We start from the raw sequence: 17,686 nt of genomic DNA on the forward strand, positions 1-17,686 counted from the left end.
GCTTGTCAGCAGGCTCCCGCCCCGGAGAGATTTCCATTATTCGTACCGGCGCGTATAATCAAGCCATCATTTCTTAAGGGCCGACAGCCAATGATTCACAGTATGACCGCCTATGCCCGTCGCGAAGTAAAAGGCGACTGGGGCAGTGCCGTTTGGGAAATCCGCTCGGTAAACCAACGATACCTGGAAACTTACCTGCGTCTGCCAGAACAGTTCCGCAGCCTGGAACCTGTACTGCGTGAGCGCTTCCGCCAGCGTCTGGCCCGGGGCAAAGTCGAATGCAGCCTGCGCTTTGAAGCCAATCCGGCTTCCAGCAGCGAACTGCGTATCAACGAGCAGCTGGCCAAGCAGGTGATCAAGGCAGCAAGCTGGGTAAAAGAAGCCGCAGGTGAAGGCAATATCGGTCCGTTTCAGGTGCTGAACTGGCCCGGCGTGATGGAAACGCCTGAGCAGGACATGGACACCATCAACCAAGAGCTGCTGACGGCATTTGACGGCGCGGTGGACGACTTCCTGGCAGCACGCGCCAGCGAAGGGGCCAATATGAAAGATCTGATTGACCAGCGTCTGGCCGCTATTTCAGAGGAAGCCGGCAAGGTGCGCGCCCTGATGCCTGAAGTTATGCAATGGCAACGCGATCGCATTCTCAACCGTCTGGAAGAAGCCAAAGTGGAGCTGGATGCCAACCGCATCGAGCAGGAACTGATTATGCTGGCGCAAAAAAGCGATGTCGCCGAAGAGCTGGATCGCCTGGATTCCCACGTCAAAGAAACCCACAAAATCCTGAAAAAAGGCGGCGCCTGTGGCCGACGCCTGGACTTCATGATGCAGGAATTTAACCGCGAATCGAACACCCTGGCTTCCAAATCCATCAACACAGAGATCACCGCCTCAGCCGTCGAGCTCAAAGTGCTGATTGAGCAGATGCGCGAGCAAATTCAAAACATAGAATAACTTTTTCACCCAGCCCAGCACGTCTCAGAAGCCCTGTATTCCCTTGTGAAGAGCATTGTAAATACAGGGCTTTTTTATTTTTCCCGTCCAAATCGGTTTGCAGTTGTCCGTTGCCAGTTGCTGATTAAGTGATGGGCAAAATGGTGAGTAGTTTCCATTTAATGTCCCTTGCGGCGCCAGAGAGTTTTCAGCCTGTTTCATAAGAAATAAGAGACGGCATTGACCCGTGGCTTAAACATTAAACGCTACTTGCTTTACGGCTTGCTCTGCTCGGCTGATCCCCAATCGCTGCGCAACTTGTTGCCACTGCTTAACGGCGTTTAGCACTTCATCATAAATTTGCGTTGCCTCGTTCTGCGAGAGCCTGAAAAATCTTTCACGTCAAAAACCAGTTGGTAGTTAAGCGCGTTGTCTGTGTCGGTAATATTCAGATGAAGCCCATGCTTGCCAACGATCGGGTTTAAGTCATAAGCCGGTGATAACTTCCAACCTTTATTGGTTATTGTCTAAAAATCACGGTCAAGAAAATCAGCTGAGCCGGATCGCTTAAAACGAATACCACCCATTCGGTAGGAGTCATGAGTAGTTGAGTACAACATCAGCCGTCTCAGCCTTTAAACCGCTGTAGTGATAATACACCTGAAAAGACGTGGCGGTGATCTCAGCACGGCTTGAAATTTGCCTCAGAGCTTGGCGTTGTTTGCTGTCTAAAACCCCGTCCAGACGCTCAAATCGGTAGGATTGATATTCGCTCACGGTAACCTGTTTAACGTTTTATTAGTGCTAAAATGTGAATTGGAATGTTTGCGCTAACAACGACTGAAGCTGCACTTTTGGCGGTTTGCGATCTTCTGCAGCAAACCGTTTAGGATCGACAGTGACAAATCCCCAAAACTGTAAAAAGCGTTCAATAAAGCGCGATTCAATTAACACGCCAAGCCTTTTTTCTGGCAAGTAGTAATCGTCTGGCTCAAGCTGGCGCAATAAATCAGGGAAGGCCGTGACGATATCATCAATTAATTGATCCGGGCTGGCATGGCTTTGCAAGCCGCCACAACATAAAGAGCCAGATGATAACACTGGTCAAGCGACTGCCACAGCAACCATAGCTGGCGAAATGACATTTGCCCTGTAAGCTCAAACTTTTTAATGGTAGGAACTGGCAACATTTCAAGGCTTCTGGTGAACAGAATTTTGCCACTATCTCATCGCCGCCGACTACCGCATTTCAAATGCCCAGCCCGCCTTCACCCTCTTCCGCTTTTATTCTGGCTGAGGCGGCGAAAAATTCATACACTGTCGATTTATTATTTTTAGGCACTTTGATGAAATCCCACAATCCATCACAACTGAAGAAGCTATGGGAACTAATCCTCTCAAGCACACCTCTCACTCAACTGCACAGAAGTGAAATTGCGTTTTTATCCGATCCACAAATACTGATGCTCTCGCTTCCCTTTGGCATCAATATGCCTGAAGACGTTTCAGAGCAGTGTGGTAAGACCTTTCTGCAGTATTTTGATTACATGATCAATGAGCTGTGTATTCACCTGCGCGGCTCCCCCAATCAACAGCTACCACAGCAGCTCAGCGATACCATCATTGAACAGATTCAACATAAGACAATGAACCTCTTGATGACCTATGAAATGGTCAAAATCATCAAAGCGCATCAGTTGCCGGTTGATCAGCAAATCCTCGCTCGCTTAACCGAAATGCAGATGCAAACATCGGAAAATCATTATTCTGCTTCCCTCGCCCCCGAACAAATGGCAGCAGCAATGAATGAGATAATCCAGCAGCAGGGTATTCGAACCGGCTTTGAATTTTGTCATTTTATCAGTGATGATCTGGCTATATTGCCGCCGGATGCCGTGAGGTTAATGCTCCCCAGCTTTGTTTCAAACGACTGGATAGTCGATGCACTGCTATTACTCACCCTGCATCAAGAGCCGGAATTAGGCCAGGTCGCGGCAGAACTTCTCACCCAGCTACCCGATAAAAAGTGGAAACAACTCACCAACCGCAACTACCTCACACTGGTGCAGCGTTTTGGCGATGACGCAGTCAAGGCCCACCTTCCTGAGTGGAGCCGACTGGCGATGAAATACGCCAGACAAAACGCACCTTGCCAAGTGGTTGAGCTTTACGCCTCGTTCGCGGATGGCAATCAATCCATCCTCTTCTGTGGTCTGATAAAAGAGCCGGAGACAAAGGCTCAGCACCTGATAGGTAGCGTATTCCGTGTAGGTTATGGTTTAGTGGATAGCTACTTTACCCCCCACATCGAACAGGCTCAATACAGACAGATTGCAAATGCCTTTTCCAATGAACTACAAGCAATACCGTGCGATCCACTATTACTGAGCCATGTGATTCCCTGGGCTTTGGCGACGCAGCTAAACAGTCCAGAAAAAATGAATGTGGAAATGCTCCAGTTACTGGCTTTGCTCCCTCCGCAATGGACCGAACCACAACCCTTCGATCTGAACCGAGTTTCTCAGGTATGTAAGATCGATAGCCAAGACCCAGCATGGAAAGAAAAAAATCGCAAAAGCAGTAAATTTCTGCTCAACACACCAATGACTCGCAGCTGGATTATCGAGAATATCGCCCCGCGTTTTACGAAACCACGACAGGTCAGAGATCACTATTACCTGAGCAACCCACAGCCTTATGTTGAAGCGCTTGCGCTGGCTGGATTGCTGTCGTTTTACTATCAGCAACCGCCTTCACTGGGTATTTCCAGTCCACAACTTTATCTGGCAAGTGCCTATCTGCTTGCAGAAGGCAATCTTGGCCAAAAAAGCTTCCCACTGTTTGACTGGTTAGCCGAAGAGAGCCTGCTGCATCGTGATCACCAGAATAAGCTTGCCTTACTCGATCAACATATTGCTTCGCCGACAGGGTACGTGATCAAAGTTGAACTGGTGGGTTCAAAGCCTAAAATATGGCGTCGCTTTACCGTTTCCAGCGCGATGGATTTAGAATCCTTCCATCAACTTCTGCAAGACATCATGGGATGGGAGAATGCCCATCTCTATATGTTCCATACTCAATTGGGCCACATTGATAATACCGATGAAACTGACTTGCCTGCTGATGACATCCCATTGATGGCAGTACTGCAAGAAGAAGGCGACCGCATAGACTACATCTACGATTATGGTGACCACTGGGAGCACACCATCTCCTTAGAGAAGATCAATAAACGAAGTTGCAGCCTTCCAAAAGTCACCGCAGGAAACGGTGCCTGTCCACCAGAGGATTGCGGCGGAATTTGGGGCTATGCGTTACTGCTGGCGCTGACCAAGAAGGAAAACCTCAGTGAAGACGAGCAGGATCAGCTGATGTGGTACGGTATGGATGACGACTGGAATGCACGCCAATTCGATAAAGATCAGGTTAATACCCTGATTGAAAACACAATGAGTTAGGAACACATCTACATTCTGCCCCGCAGTCCGCCGCCTCCCAGACCGCGAAGTTGACCCGCGCCAATGTTTGGCCGGTTCATCATGCCGCGCTGAACAGCCGGACGGTTCGCGCGAATGGCAGAGCGGTCGACAGGCCCCTGCTCGCGGCGGGTTTGCAATTGCTGTCGGACGCGCTGTTGCGTCTCCGGCGGCAGACTCTGCCATTTCTGATCAAGCTGGGCTTTGACCGCCGGCAGATTGTCGGCAATATCAGCACGATCACCCTGCCAGTTGTCAAACTTGTTTTTGATCTCCTGCTGCTTGTCCGGATCCAGACTTTGCCACCAGTCTGTCACCATATCTTTGTATTCACCATCACCCTGGCAGCAGTTCGGATAATAATGGTGCCAGTAATAGAGGTAATCGTCGTACCACCAATCATTGCTGTAGTGATAGCTGGCTGGACCCGATGAATCAGCCCCAGTGCTGCCGCATCCGGTTAACAGCAAGAGCAGACAAAAAAACAGAGAGCGAATCGGCATCTTGTTGGACTCCGTGTAGCGATGTAATGAAGAGTGCTGGCCACCTAGCCCGGCAATAAATCACAAATAAGCCTGATAATCAGGTTAGCAGATCCGACTCAAACCCGATCAGGCAAGGGATATTTCCCTCGCTTCTCCCCGCTGTTTTCATCTTCTTACCTCAACTTTTGCATGACTTTACTACGTCGACGCTCAGTACCTGCCTGCACTGACTATAGTTAACAATAGCGGCGAAAATATAGCATAAAAGTTCAATTAACAGCCGCAGCTAGCCACTGATTTTCAAGGGATAATGCAGAAGGGCAAAAGCATGACAGCAAAAACAGACAATAAAGTCATCCTGATAGGTGCGGGTTACATATCGGATGTTCACGCTGCGGCGCTCCGGTCGCTGGACGGTATCCGGCTCTGTGCTGTTGTCGATCCCAATCTCTCTGCCGCACAAGCACTGGCAGAGCGTCATCACATTCCGTTGTACTTCAGCACTGTGGAGCAGGCGCTGGCTGAAACCGAATTTACCGCCGCCCATGTGCTGACCCCGCCCAATCTGCATTATGCGCTGGCCAGCCAGCTGCTCAGTCACGGCAAACATGTGCTGGTCGAGAAACCGCTGGCTGAAACCGAAGAGGAGTGCGAGGCGCTGATTAGCCTAGCTCAGCAATATGACGTCACCCTGGCCGTTAACCAGAATTTCATCTTTCACCCTGTGATGGAGCGGGCAAAGCAGCATCTGGCCAATAATGATATTGGCCCGGTCAAATCGGTTTCCCTGCGCTATGAAATGCCATTACGCCAGCTGACGGCCGGTCAGTTCAGTCACTGGATGTTCCGCCAGCCCGTCAATTTACTGCTGGAGCAGGCCGTGCATCCGCTGTCGCAACTGATGAGCCTGTTCGGACGCCCGACAGCACAGTCGATGGCTAATAAGATGTTGGGTAAGCTAAGCCAGATCCAGCGGCTCAGTAATGGCCAGCCTTTTATTCAACGTTTAGATGCCATTGGTGAGCTGGACATCCCGGTGCATTTTACTTTTGCAATGGGTCAGGACTTTCCGGTGTGGGAAATGCAGATCACCGGCGAAGACGGCTGTCTGAGGCTGGATTTTGTCCGCCAGCAAGCCATAGTGCAAAGCCGCAGTCGTTTTCTGCCTGCGCTCGATACCGCGGTGACCGCCTGCACCCAGGCAGGCAGCCTGCTGTCGCAAGGGCTACGGCAGTTCACCAACTATGCCTTGACCACGGCCGGTCTCAAAGCTTCTCAGGACCCTTTTTTGCTGTCGATGAAAACCAGTATCAGCCAGTTCTATCAGGCTATCTCTACCGGGCAGCCCTTACTGCATGATGGGGCATTCGGCCGTGATCTGGTGGCCCTGTGCCACTATCTGGCCAGCCAAACCCAGGGCGCAGATCGGCTGACAGCAACCACACCGCCCGGTAATCACGCAATCGAAGACGACTTCCAGCCTTTCGATGTGCTGGTGATTGGCGGCACCGGCTTTATTGGCCGTCATGTGGTGGAGCAATTGCTGGCCAAGCACTATTCAGTGGGTGTCATGGCGCGCAATATTCAGGCCTTACCCGCTTTATATCACCAGCCGACCGTTCAGCTGATCCAGGGGGATGTGTGCGACCCTGCCGCCCTTGATGAAGCGGTGCAGCGTGCTACTTACGTCATCAACCTGGCCCACGGCGGTGCCAGCGGTGACTGGGAAGCGATCAAGCACGCCATGGTCGATTCGGCCCGTGATATTGCCCAGGCCTGCCAGACACACCAGATCACGCGGCTGGTGCATCTTGGCTCCATCGCCTCGCTCTATCTCGGCAGCGACAGGATTATGATTCACAGCGACACACCGCCGGATCCCGCCGCTGATCAGCGGGCACATTACGCCCGCGCCAAGGCCATGGCGGATCACCTGCTGCTGCATGAGAGCAAGGGGCAAGATCTGGTCGTGCTCCGGCCCGGCATTGTGGTTGGCCAGGGGGGGCCGGTCAATCACACAGGTGTCGGCTTTTTTAATAACAACCAGTACTTTATCGGCTGGAACTTAGGCCACAATCCCCTGCCTTTTGTCCTGGCCGAGGATGTCGCCAACGCCACGGTTTCCGCCCTCACAGTGCCGGGCATTGCCGGCAGGTCATTGAATCTGGTCGGTGATGTGCGCCCCAGCGCGCGTGAATATGTGGCCATGATCAGCAAAGGACTGGGCCGTCCCTACCGCTATGTGCCGCAGTTCACCTTCTGGCTGTATCTGCAGGAGCTGGGCAAGTGGGCCATCAAACGCCTGTCCGGCCGCAACACCCTGCTGCCCGCGCTGCGGGATCTGCGCTCCCGCGCCCTGAATGCGCGTTTTGATACCAGTGTCGAAAAGCGTTTGCTGAACTGGCAGCCAGTCAGCGACTGGGACTGCTTCTATCAACACGCGATTCTGGTTCACAGAACGCCGCCCGCGACTATGCCAGCCGCAGAAGCCCCCCGTAATGAAAAACCCGTTCCGCTCCCCGTGCAAGCTGACAAGGTGGCATCAGAATGACCCGCATACTCCATGTGTTTTCAACCTTTGCCGTTGGCGGCCCGCAGATCCGCTTCGCACAGCTGGCCAATGCTTTGTCCGGCCAATATCGCCACACCATTATCTCGCTGGACGGCGCCAGCCAGGCGATGTCCAGGCTGGCAACCGATGTGCAGGCCGAGTTCCTGCCGATGCCAACACTGAAAGCCATGAGCCTGCCGCAGCGGTTACACGCCATTCACCGCACGCTCAGCCATCATCAGTCCGATATTCTGATGACCTACAACTGGGGCGCGATAGAATGGGCGTTTTGCAATCGCCTGCTGCGCCTGTGTCGCGGCATTCACTGGGAGGACGGATTCAGCCCGGATGAAGCCAGCCAGCTGTACCGGCGCCGCAATCTGTTCCGCCGCCATGCGCTCAGCGGTCAGACTCAGGTCGTGGTGCCATCTCACACCCTGATGGCCATTGCCCGCCAGCACTGGCAGATCCCCGCTCAGCGGCTGCACTACTTTCCCAATGGTATTGCCATGCCGGAGGCAATCAGCAAAGGGGCGCCTTCCGCGCTCACCACACTGATTACCCTGGCGAGCTTACGCGCCGAGAAAAACCTCCACCGCCTGATCGACACCTTTGCCAGCCAAGCCACCCACAGTCGCTTACTGATAGGCGGCGATGGCCCTATGCTGACTGAACTTGAGGCTTACATAGATAGCCTTAATCTGACGAACAGTGTCAGGCTGGCCGGACGCATTGATGATGTCTGGGGATTTCTGGCACAGGGCGACATCTTTTGCCTGTCGTCCGATACCGAGCAGATGCCGCTATCTGTGCTGGAAGCCATGGCCGCCGCCCTGCCGGTCGTCGCCACCGATGTCGGCGATGTAAAAACCATAGTGGCCGCGGAAAACACCCCTTTTGTGGTGCCACCCGCTCACTACGCCAGCGCGTTTCGCCGGATACTGTCTGAACCCAGGCACTGGCAAGCGATAGGAGATGCCAATTACCAGAAAGCCCGCCAGCACTACAGCTTCCAGAACATGCTGGAGAATTTCACCCGCCTCACTGCCCCGATCCGCTAACCCGGCAACAAGCTGCTATTTTTTATAAGAGCAGGGTGACAAACGCGGTTTTTGGCCCGAGAGCGAAACTTACACGTGCCGATTCAATTTAGCTGCAGTTCGTGATACCCTGCGCGCCCTTTCTTCCACTTGAGTGACAATGGTAATGAGCAAAGGCACGCTTTACATAGTTTCGGCACCCAGCGGCGCAGGTAAATCCAGCCTGATCAACGCCCTGCTGGAAACCAACCCGACCTATGACATGAAAGTCTCCGTATCCCACACCACACGCGGTATGCGTCCGGGTGAAGTTCATGGTGTGCATTACAATTTTATCGGCGTGGAAGAATTTAAAGAACTGGCTGAACAGGGTGCGTTTCTGGAACATGCCGAAGTGTTCGGTAACTTCTATGGCACGTCACGACTGTGGATCGAACAGCAGCTGAACAAAGGCATCGATGTGTTTCTCGACATCGACTGGCAGGGCGCGCAGCAGATCCGCCTGCTGATGCCAGCTGCCAAAAGTATTTTTATACTGCCGCCGTCCAAAGATGAGCTGGAGCGTCGTCTGAACGCCCGCGGTCAGGACAGCGAAGCCGTTATCGCCAGACGCATGGATGAAGCACGCTCAGAAATCTCGCATTTCACAGAGTACGACTATGTGATCGTGAATGACGATTTTGATGTCGCATTAATCGATTTTAAAGCGATCATCCGCGCTGAGCGATTGAAGCAAGACAAGCAAGCTGCTAAATATAGCAGCATGTTGACTGCGCTACTGGCGCAACAGTAAGTAATTTTGTACAATTTTCCGTCTTTTTATTAAACCCACTGGAGTCCTCGATGGCACGTGTAACTGTTCAAGATGCTGTTGATAAAATCGGCAACCGTTTCGACCTGATCCAAATTGCTTCTCGCCGTGCACGTCAAATGCAGACTGGCGGTAAGGATCCATTGGTTCCTGAAGAGAATGACAAGTACACAGTGATCGCACTGCGCGAGATCGAAGAAGGCCTGATCACGAAAGACATTCTGGATGCACGTGAGCGTCAGGAAATGCAAGAGCAGGAAGCCGCAGAACTGGCGGCGGTCAGTGCTATTGCAGGTAACCAGCGCTAATTCAAGGAAGCGGGCAATTTGTATCTCTTTGATAGCCTGAAAGAAGTTGTAATTGAATACCTGCCTGAGACTCAGATTGAGGCGCTCAGGCAGGCCTATTTGGTAGCAAGAGACGCCCACGAAGGCCAGACGCGTTCCAGCGGCGAGCCTTACATCATCCACCCGATTGCCGTTGCTCGAATCCTGGCCGAAATGCGCCTGGACTTTGAGACCCTGATGGCAGCCCTGCTCCACGACGTTATCGAAGATACCGATGTCACCAAAGACGACCTCGACAGTCGTTTCGGCTCGACCGTGGCAGAGTTGGTGGACGGCGTGTCCAAGCTGGACAAGCTTAAGTTCCGCGACCGTAAGGAAGCTCAGGCGGAAAACTTCCGCAAGATGATCATGGCCATGGCCAACGACATCCGGGTTATCCTGATCAAACTGGCCGACCGGACCCACAACATGCGAACCCTGGGTGCGCTGCGTCCTGACAAACGTCGCCGCATTGCCCGCGAAACGCTGGAAATCTTCTCGCCCCTGGCCCACCGTCTGGGTATTCACAACATCAAGACCGAGCTCGAAGAGCTGGGTTTCGAGGCCTTGTATCCGAACCGCTACCGGGTGCTGAAAGAAGTGGTGGCTGCCGCCCGCGGTAACCGTAAAGAAATGATCAACCGAATCCACGCCGAGATTGAAGGCCGCCTTCATGATGCGGGGATCAACGGCCAGGTGCTTGGCCGCGAGAAAAACCTGTACTCCATCTACAACAAGATGAAGAACAAAGAACAGCGTTTTCATTCCATCATGGATATCTACGCGTTCCGGGTGCTGGTCGATAACCTGGATACCTGCTACCGGGTGCTGGGTCAGGTGCACAACCTGTACAAGCCTCGTCCGAGCCGGATGAAAGACTATATCGCCATCCCGAAAGCCAACGGCTATCAGTCGCTGCATACCTCACTGGTCGGCCCGCACGGTGTGCCGGTGGAAGTGCAGATCCGCACCGAAGACATGGATCAGATGGCTGACAAAGGGGTCGCGGCACACTGGGCCTACAAAGACGGTGAAAGCTCAGGCACAACAGCACAGGTCAAGGCCCAGCGCTGGATGCAAAGCCTGATCGAGCTGCAGCAAAGCGCCGGTAACTCATTTGAATTTATTGAGAACGTGAAATCCGATCTGTTCCCGGATGAGATTTACGTTTTCACCCCCAAAGGCCGGATTGTCGAACTGCCGGTCGGCGCGACCGCGGTCGACTTCGCCTATGCCGTTCATACCGATGTCGGCAACACCTGCGTCGGCGCCAAAATTGATCGCCAGCCTTATCCGCTGAGCAAGCCGCTGAAAAACGGCCAGACGGTAGATATCATCAGTGCGCCGGGTGCCCGTCCGAACGCCGCCTGGCTCAACTATGTGGTGACCTCGCGGGCTAGAACCAAGATCCGCCAGGTACTGAAAACCATGCGCCGTACCGAGTCGATCACTCTGGGCCGACGTCTGCTCAATCATGCCCTGGGCGAGCTGAACATAGATCAGATTGAACCGGTAACACTGGACAAAGTGCTCAAAGATCTGCGTCTGAAGGACGTCGATTCGCTGCTGGCGGCCATTGGCCTGGGCGAGCTGATGAGTGTGGTGGTTGCCCGCCGCCTGCTGGGCACGCTGGATGAAGAAACCCAGGCGGATGACAAACGCCGCATGCCTATCCGGGGTGCTGACGGCATTTTGCTGACCTTCGCCAACTGCTGTCATCCTATTCACGGTGACCCGATCATGGCCTATGTCAGTCCGGGTAAAGGACTGGTCATTCACCGCGAAGAATGCGCCAATATCCGCGGCTACCAGAAAGAATCGGACAAATACATGCCGGTTGAATGGAGCCGTGACTTCGAGCAGGAGTTTGTCACCAACCTCAAAGTGGATATGCAGAACCACCAGGGGGCACTGGCCGATCTCACCAACACCATCGCCAATACCGGGTCCAACATCCAGGGATTGTCGACGGAAGAGAAAGACGGCCGCCTGTATACCATTACGGTGCGCCTGACGACCAAAGGCCGTGTCCATCTGGCCAACATCATGCGCCGGATCCGGGTGATGCCGAACGTTGTCCGGGTTGCCCGGCAGAAGAACTAAGGTGCCGCACTCAGCTGCACTGACTACTCAAACGCCCGTCCCGGGCGTTTGTGCTTTCCCGAGTGCTGAATTATAAGCCGTTCAGCCAGAACTGAAACAAGACAAGAATCATGACGCCAGAACGTTACCAGAGGATCCAGTCAGTGCTGGCTACCCGCCAGCCAGATTTAACCCTGTGCCTGGAAGAAGTGCACAAACCCAATAACGTCTCCGCCATTATCCGTACCGCCGACGCCGTAGGCGTGCACAAGGTCCACGCGGTGTGGCCGGAAAAAATGCGGGTGCTTGCCCACACGTCCGCCGGCGCGCGCAACTGGGTCGAGCTGGAAACCCACACCAGCATGCCAGAGGCCATCGGCCAGCTGAAACAGCAAGGCATGCAGGTACTGGCTACCCATTTGTCTGATCGTGCGGTAGATTTTCGCGAGATTGATTACACCAAACCCACGGCTATTATTCTGGGCGGCGAAAAAAACGGGATCACTGCCGAAGCGCTGTCACTGGCTGATCAGGATATCATCATTCCTATGGTGGGTATGGTACAGTCACTCAATGTCTCGGTAGCCAGTGCGCTGATCCTTTATGAAGCACAGCGCCAGCGCCAGCTAGCCGGTATGTATGACAGAGAAACCACGCCGCTGCCGGCAGACACAGTGCACCGCATCTTGTTTGAACGCGGCCACCCTGTGCTGGCGAAAGTCGCCAAACGTAAACAGCTGCCTTATCCGCCGCTGGATGACGCCGGTCAGATAGTGGCAGATGACGCCTGGTGGCAGGCGATACAAGCCAGGGATAAGCCCCGGCGCAACAAATAACCCTGAACGGACAGAGCACAGAGTAAGCAGGCATGAGCGGACAGATGCTAGACACCATCGCCCTGACAGAATTGTCAGGCGTCGGCGCCAAAATGGCGGAGAAACTGAGCAAAATCGGCCTTCACACCGTACAGGATCTGCTGTTTCACCTGCCGCTGCGTTATGAAGACCGCACCCGGATCTGGCCGATTGCCGCCGTGCAGCCCGGACAGCACCTGACGGTGCAAGGCGAAGTGCTGCATAACGCCATCAGTTTTGGCAAGCGCCGGATGCTGACGGTCAAGATCAGCGACACAACCGGCTCTGTCACCCTGCGCTTTTTCAATTTCAACGCCGCGATGAAAAACGCCCTGTCCGAGGGAAAACAGGTCAAAGCCTACGGCGAGATCCGCCGCGGCCAGCACGGGCTGGAAGTGATCCATCCAGATTACAGCGTGTTTTCTGAACCGACCACACTGGCAGTTGAAGACACCCTCACCCCTGTCTACCCCACCACAGACGGCTTGCGCCAGTTAACCTTGCGCAGCCTGACCGAGCAGGCGCTGAACCTGCTCGACAAAGCCGCGGTCAGCGAATTACTGCCCGAAGGCTTGTACGACAGGCAAATGACCCTGGCCGATGCCCTGCACCTGATGCACAGGCCCACGCCGAATGTGTCGCTGGATCAGCTGGAAAAAGGTCAGCACCCGGCGCAGCAAAGACTGATCCTGGAAGAATTGCTGGCACAGAACCTCTCTATGCTGGCGGTTCGCCAGAAAAGTCAGCAGCACCAGGCCTGGCCCTTGCCGCCCAGTACCTCACTCAAAAAGCAGTTACTGGCCGGCCTGCCCTTCAGCCCGACCGGCGCGCAGCAACGTGTAGTGGCCGATATCGAAACAGACCTGGCCAGAGCCATCCCTATGATGCGTCTGGTGCAGGGCGATGTCGGTTCAGGTAAAACACTGGTCGCCGCTTTGGCGGCCGTCCGCGCCATTGACCACGGTTATCAGGTCGCACTGATGGCACCAACCGAATTACTGGCCGAACAGCATGCCCTCAACTTTGCCCAGTGGCTGGAACCGCTCGGCATTCAGGTGGGCTGGCTGGCCGGCAAACTCAAAGGCAAAGCACGGGACACCGAGCTGGCCCGCATTGAAAGCGGCGAGGCCAAAATGGTGGTCGGCACGCACGCATTATTTCAGCAGCAGGTCGTGTTCAACAACCTTGCTTTGGTGATCATCGATGAACAGCACAGGTTCGGTGTTCACCAACGGCTGGAATTAAGGGAGAAAGGGGCCAACGAAGGCCGGTACCCGCACCAGTTAATCATGACGGCCACGCCGATTCCGAGGACACTGGCGATGACCGCCTATGCCGATCTGGAAACCTCGGTGATTGACGAGCTGCCGCCCGGACGAACCCCAATCCAGACCGTTGCCGTTTCAGACACACGTCGTGCCGACATCATAGCGCGCATCCGCGCGGCCTGCCTCAATGAAGGCCGCCAGGCTTACTGGGTTTGTACCCTGATTGATGAGTCTGAAGTACTGGAAGCCCAGGCGGCTTCTGATACGGCCACCGAGCTGACGGCACAACTGCCAGAGCTGAAAATCGGGCTGATACATGGCCGGATGAAAGCCACTGAGAAACAAGACATCATGCAGCGCTTCAAAACCGGAGAGCTGCACCTGCTGGTCGCCACTACTGTGATCGAGGTCGGTGTCGATGTGCCCAACGCCAGCCTGATGATCATCGAAAACCCGGAGCGACTGGGGCTGGCCCAGCTCCACCAGCTGCGCGGCCGGGTGGGCCGGGGCAATGTGGCCAGCCACTGCGTGCTGCTCTACCATGCGCCGCTGTCCAAAACCGCCCAGCAGCGGCTGGCGGTACTGCGCGAAAGCAGCGACGGCTTCGTCATTGCCCAGCGTGATTTAGAAATTCGCGGTCCGGGTGAGCTGCTGGGCACCAAACAAACTGGGATTGCCGATTTCAAAGTCGCCGATCTGGTGCGCGACCAGCACCTTATCCCCCAGGTGCAAAAGCTGGCGCGTTACCTGCACGAGCAATATCCGGCCAACGCCAAAGCCATCATCGAGCGCTGGCTGGGCCAGAAAGAAAATTACTCTAACGCCTGATCGCCAGCCTTTTCTTTGCTGATAGCGAAAAAGTGCGGTCATTTTCTGCTTTTAGCCGCTATTTTGCCGTCAATTTAATTACGCAATCGTTTGCTAAAAATAACAACCTCATTAGAATAGTGGCCACTTTTGACCCAAGGGTCATGGTCGGCTTCAGCGTCTGTCTCCTTCTCAGTCTGAAGCCGGCCTGTCGACGCACATAAGGAATCATCATGACTGGCCAGCACCAAGAAATAACGCCACCGCGTTCATCCGATTTGATCTACCGACTCGATGACAGACCGCCTTTGCCACAAACCCTGTTTGCGGCTGTGCAGCATTTGCTGGCGATGTTCGTGGCCGTGATTACGCCGTCGCTGATTATCTGTCAGGCGCTGGGCCTGCCCGCCAGCGATACCAATACCATAGTCAGTATGTCGCTGCTGGCTTCCGGGGTCGCCTCCTTCATTCAAATCCGCACCATAGGCCCGGTCGGCTCCGGTCTGCTGTCGATTCAGGGCACCAGTTTTAACTTTCTTGGCCCAATCATAGGGGCCGGGCTGGCGATGAAAGCCGGCGGGGCCGACGTGCCCACCATGATGGCGGCGATTTTCGGTACTATCCTTGCGGCTTCTCTCACTGAAGTCGCTATTTCGCGTATTTTGCAGCACACACGCCGCATCATCACGCCATTGGTGTCCGGCATTGTAGTCACCCTGATTGGTCTGACGCTGATTCAGATCGGCCTGACCTCCATCGGCGGCGGCTATGCCGCCATTGAAAACGGTAGCTTTGGCAGCCTGGACACGCTCCTGCTGGCCGGCATAGTGCTGGGGCTGATCGTGCTGCTGAACCGGATGAAAAACCCGTATCTGCGTGTCTCGTCGATTGTGATTGCCATGGCGGCTGGCACTCTCACAGCCTGGGGAATGGGCATGATAGACAGCAGCCAGCTCGCGGAAACCAGCCTGATTGCAGTCCCCGCACCGATGCAGTACGGCCTCGGATTTGACTGGTCTTTGCTGATCCCGCTGGTGATCGTCTTCGCCATTACTTCACTGGAGGCCATTGGCGATATCACGGCTACTTCAGAAACCTCTGAACAGCCCGTCAGTGGGCCTGTCTACCTCAAGCGCATCAAAGGCGGCGTGCTGGCTGACGGCATCAACTCGGCACTGGCTGCAGTGCTGAACAGCTTCCCGAACTCCACCTTCAGCCAGAACAACGGCATTATCCAGCTGACCGGCGTGGCCAGCCGCTACATCGGCTATTTTGTCGCAGGTATGCTGGTACTGCTCGGCCTGTTCCCGGCCGTTGCCAACCTGGTACAGCTGATCCCGGAACCTGTGCTGGGCGGCGCCACTATTGTGATGTTCGGCACCATTGCCGCTTCTGGGGTGCGGATTATCTCCCGCTGTGAGCTGGACCGCCGCGCCATTCTGATCATGGCACTGTCTTTCTCTATGGGGCTGGGCATTGCACAAAAACCGGAAATTCTGCAGTTCATGCCGGATATTGTGAAGAGCATTCTGTCCTCCGGCATGGCGGCTGGTGGCCTGACGGCGATTTTGCTGAACCTGATCCTGCCGGAAGAGAAGAAAGGCTGATTCTTTTCGGCTATTCGTACAATGCTATCCCTCCCCCTTTTCAAGGGGGAGGTCAGGAGGGGGTTACTGGGAAAAGAACTTAAGACTTCACACTCCGCTTGCCATTGTGTTTGACTGTCCGCACCGGCAGGCTGATCTGCACTTTCAAGCCACCGGCACTGCGGTTACTGAACTGAATGTCGCCCTGATGCTGATCCACAATACGCTTGACGATAGCCAGTCCCAGTCCGGTGCCTTCCGCGTCACTGCCCCGGGCACTGTCGCCGCGGGTCAGCGGCTGCATCATTCTGGCCACCTGATCCGGCTCAATACCCGGACCATCATCCTCAACACAGAACCAGGCCATCTGGCGATCGGCCGTCATGCCGCTGGTGACCCGCACCCAACCATGGCCGTAGCGAAGCGCATTCACCAGCAGGTTGCTGATCAACCGCTTAATGGCTACCCCGTTGGCATACACTTTGCCGTTAATGGTCCCCAGCGACTGTTCAATCCCGCGCTCAATGCCCCCTTCTGCTTCTGCCACATCTTCAAGCAGAATATTCAGATCGAGCAGTTCCTGCTCCAGCAATTGGGTGGATTTCAGGTACTCCATAAACTGACTGATGATGGCATTACACTCCTCCGTGTCTTTAATCATGCTTTCAGCCAGATAGGCATCTTCGGGCGACATCATTTCGGTCGCCAGGCGGATACGGGTCAGCGGGGTGCGCAAATCATGGCTGACACCGGCCAGCAGCAATGCCCTGTCGTCTTCAAGCTGTTTAATCCCCTCGCCCATACGATTAAAGGCTTTGGTGACCGCCCGGATCTCCGAGGCTCCCTGCACATCCAGATGTGGCGGAGATCCACCTTTTGCCACCTCTAAAGCCGCCTGCTCCAGCGCCACCAGAGGACGATTCTGGATACGGATAAACATCCAGCCCCCGGCGATCACCATCACAGCAATAAACAGGCTGTAACCAAACAGCGGCGCAAAATCTTCTTCCTGCAATTCGGACAGTGGCACCCGCATCAGGTAACCCGGCATGGCGTCGCAGTCGAGCCACAGCACATAACTGTCTGTCCCCAGCACCAGGCGCACTTCCGTCGGTGTGTTCAGCTCTCGGGTCATTTCCTCACTGAGGTAATCAATGCGGGTCGCTTCTCTGAATTCAGCCGATTCCGGACTGTCATCGGCATGAAGCGTGACCCCCAACTGCTCCAGCAGTTGCCGGCGCAGCGGGGTATCGAGATGAAACTTGTGGCCATCGGCCAGTTCCACGTCTTCTTTGAGCATCAGTTTGACTTCATAAGCCATGATGCGGTTGAACTGCTGCAGACTCGGTAGCAGTGCGTAATTCAGCACCGCCAGATAGGAAAAAATCTGGCTGGCTATCAACAAGCCAGCCAGCAGGATCAGGGTGCGGGTAAAGGTCGAGCGCGGCGACAGGCGCATCGGCATGG

The 17,686-nt window shown here is 54.7% G+C and carries 13 protein-coding genes and 1 pseudogene; 10 read left to right on the forward strand and 4 right to left on the reverse strand.

Features of this window, described 5'->3' with window-relative positions; genetic code table 11:
• The first annotated feature begins 90 nt into the window (after positions 1 to 90).
• Entirely contained in the window at positions 91 to 954 is an 864-nt protein-coding gene (locus KCG43_RS09390; RefSeq protein WP_192016003.1) for a YicC/YloC family endoribonuclease, read from the forward strand.
• 783 nt (positions 955 to 1,737) lie between these two features.
• Here the strand turns inward: KCG43_RS09390 and KCG43_RS09395 are convergent.
• Both KCG43_RS09395 and KCG43_RS21390 read right to left on the reverse strand, forming a co-directional pair.
• The gene (locus KCG43_RS09395) at positions 1,738 to 2,034 is read right to left on the reverse strand and encodes a hypothetical protein (protein ID WP_218384481.1); all 297 of its coding nucleotides are present in this window, start codon (positions 2,032 to 2,034) and stop codon (positions 1,738 to 1,740) included.
• A 2-nt stretch (positions 2,035 to 2,036) separates the two neighbouring features.
• Positions 2,037 to 2,120: pseudogene (locus KCG43_RS21390) on the reverse strand (XRE family transcriptional regulator); the annotation flags it as partial.
• A gap of 1,416 nt (positions 2,121 to 3,536) precedes the next feature.
• Here KCG43_RS21390 and KCG43_RS21395 point away from each other — a divergent pair.
• Positions 3,537 to 4,391, forward strand: a complete 855-nt coding sequence (locus tag KCG43_RS21395; protein ID WP_255557945.1) for a plasmid pRiA4b ORF-3 family protein — start codon at positions 3,537 to 3,539, stop codon at positions 4,389 to 4,391.
• An 8-nt stretch (positions 4,392 to 4,399) separates the two neighbouring features.
• Here KCG43_RS21395 and KCG43_RS09405 read toward each other — a convergent pair whose 3' ends face one another.
• Positions 4,400 to 4,912 (reverse strand): hypothetical protein, encoded by a 513-nt coding sequence (locus KCG43_RS09405; RefSeq protein WP_218384485.1) that lies wholly within the window; start codon positions 4,910 to 4,912, stop codon positions 4,400 to 4,402.
• A 310-nt stretch (positions 4,913 to 5,222) separates the two neighbouring features.
• Here KCG43_RS09405 and KCG43_RS09410 point away from each other — a divergent pair, with 310 nt between their 5' ends.
• The 8 genes from KCG43_RS09410 (at position 5,223) to KCG43_RS09445 (ending at position 16,240) form a co-directional block, all read left to right on the forward strand.
• Positions 5,223 to 7,445 carry a Gfo/Idh/MocA family oxidoreductase gene (locus tag KCG43_RS09410; protein ID WP_218384488.1) on the forward strand — a complete coding sequence of 741 codons (2,223 nt, stop codon included), beginning with the start codon at positions 5,223 to 5,225 and terminating at the stop codon, positions 7,443 to 7,445.
• The gene (locus tag KCG43_RS09415) at positions 7,442 to 8,506 is read left to right on the forward strand and encodes a glycosyltransferase family 4 protein (RefSeq protein ID WP_218384490.1); all 1,065 of its coding nucleotides are present in this window, start codon (positions 7,442 to 7,444) and stop codon (positions 8,504 to 8,506) included. Before KCG43_RS09410 ends, KCG43_RS09415 begins: the two co-directional genes overlap by 4 nt.
• A 145-nt stretch (positions 8,507 to 8,651) precedes the next feature.
• Entirely contained in the window at positions 8,652 to 9,278 is a 627-nt protein-coding gene (gene gmk, locus KCG43_RS09420; protein WP_192016009.1) for a guanylate kinase, read from the forward strand.
• Positions 9,279 to 9,328: 50 nt separating this feature from the next.
• Positions 9,329 to 9,604 (forward strand): DNA-directed RNA polymerase subunit omega, encoded by a 276-nt coding sequence (rpoZ, locus tag KCG43_RS09425; protein ID WP_027250547.1) that lies wholly within the window; start codon positions 9,329 to 9,331, stop codon positions 9,602 to 9,604.
• Positions 9,605 to 9,622: 18 nt separating this feature from the next.
• The gene (spoT, locus tag KCG43_RS09430; RefSeq protein ID WP_192016010.1) at positions 9,623 to 11,725 is read left to right on the forward strand and encodes a bifunctional GTP diphosphokinase/guanosine-3',5'-bis pyrophosphate 3'-pyrophosphohydrolase; all 2,103 of its coding nucleotides are present in this window, start codon (positions 9,623 to 9,625) and stop codon (positions 11,723 to 11,725) included.
• Positions 11,726 to 11,835: 110 nt separating this feature from the next.
• Positions 11,836 to 12,540 carry a tRNA (guanosine(18)-2'-O)-methyltransferase TrmH gene (gene trmH / locus KCG43_RS09435; protein ID WP_192016011.1) on the forward strand — a complete coding sequence of 235 codons (705 nt, stop codon included), beginning with the start codon at positions 11,836 to 11,838 and terminating at the stop codon, positions 12,538 to 12,540.
• Positions 12,541 to 12,572: 32 nt separating this feature from the next.
• Positions 12,573 to 14,654, forward strand: a complete 2,082-nt coding sequence (gene recG / locus KCG43_RS09440; protein WP_192016012.1) for an ATP-dependent DNA helicase RecG — start codon at positions 12,573 to 12,575, stop codon at positions 14,652 to 14,654.
• Positions 14,655 to 14,866: 212 nt separating this feature from the next.
• Complete coding sequence (locus KCG43_RS09445; protein ID WP_218384492.1) at positions 14,867 to 16,240, forward strand: uracil-xanthine permease family protein; 1,374 nt, start codon at positions 14,867 to 14,869, stop codon at positions 16,238 to 16,240.
• A gap of 79 nt (positions 16,241 to 16,319) precedes the next feature.
• On the opposite strand, the gene envZ is transcribed toward KCG43_RS09445, so the two are convergent.
• On the reverse strand, positions 16,320 to 17,678 hold the full coding sequence (gene envZ / locus KCG43_RS09450) for a two-component system sensor histidine kinase EnvZ (RefSeq protein WP_218384610.1): 1,359 nt from the start codon (positions 17,676 to 17,678) through the stop codon (positions 16,320 to 16,322).
• Between the last annotated feature and the right edge of the window lie 8 nt (positions 17,679 to 17,686).

It is taken from the genome of Photobacterium sp. WH24 (assembly GCF_019204055.1).
Lineage (GTDB): Bacteria > Pseudomonadota > Gammaproteobacteria > Enterobacterales > Vibrionaceae > Photobacterium > Photobacterium arenosum.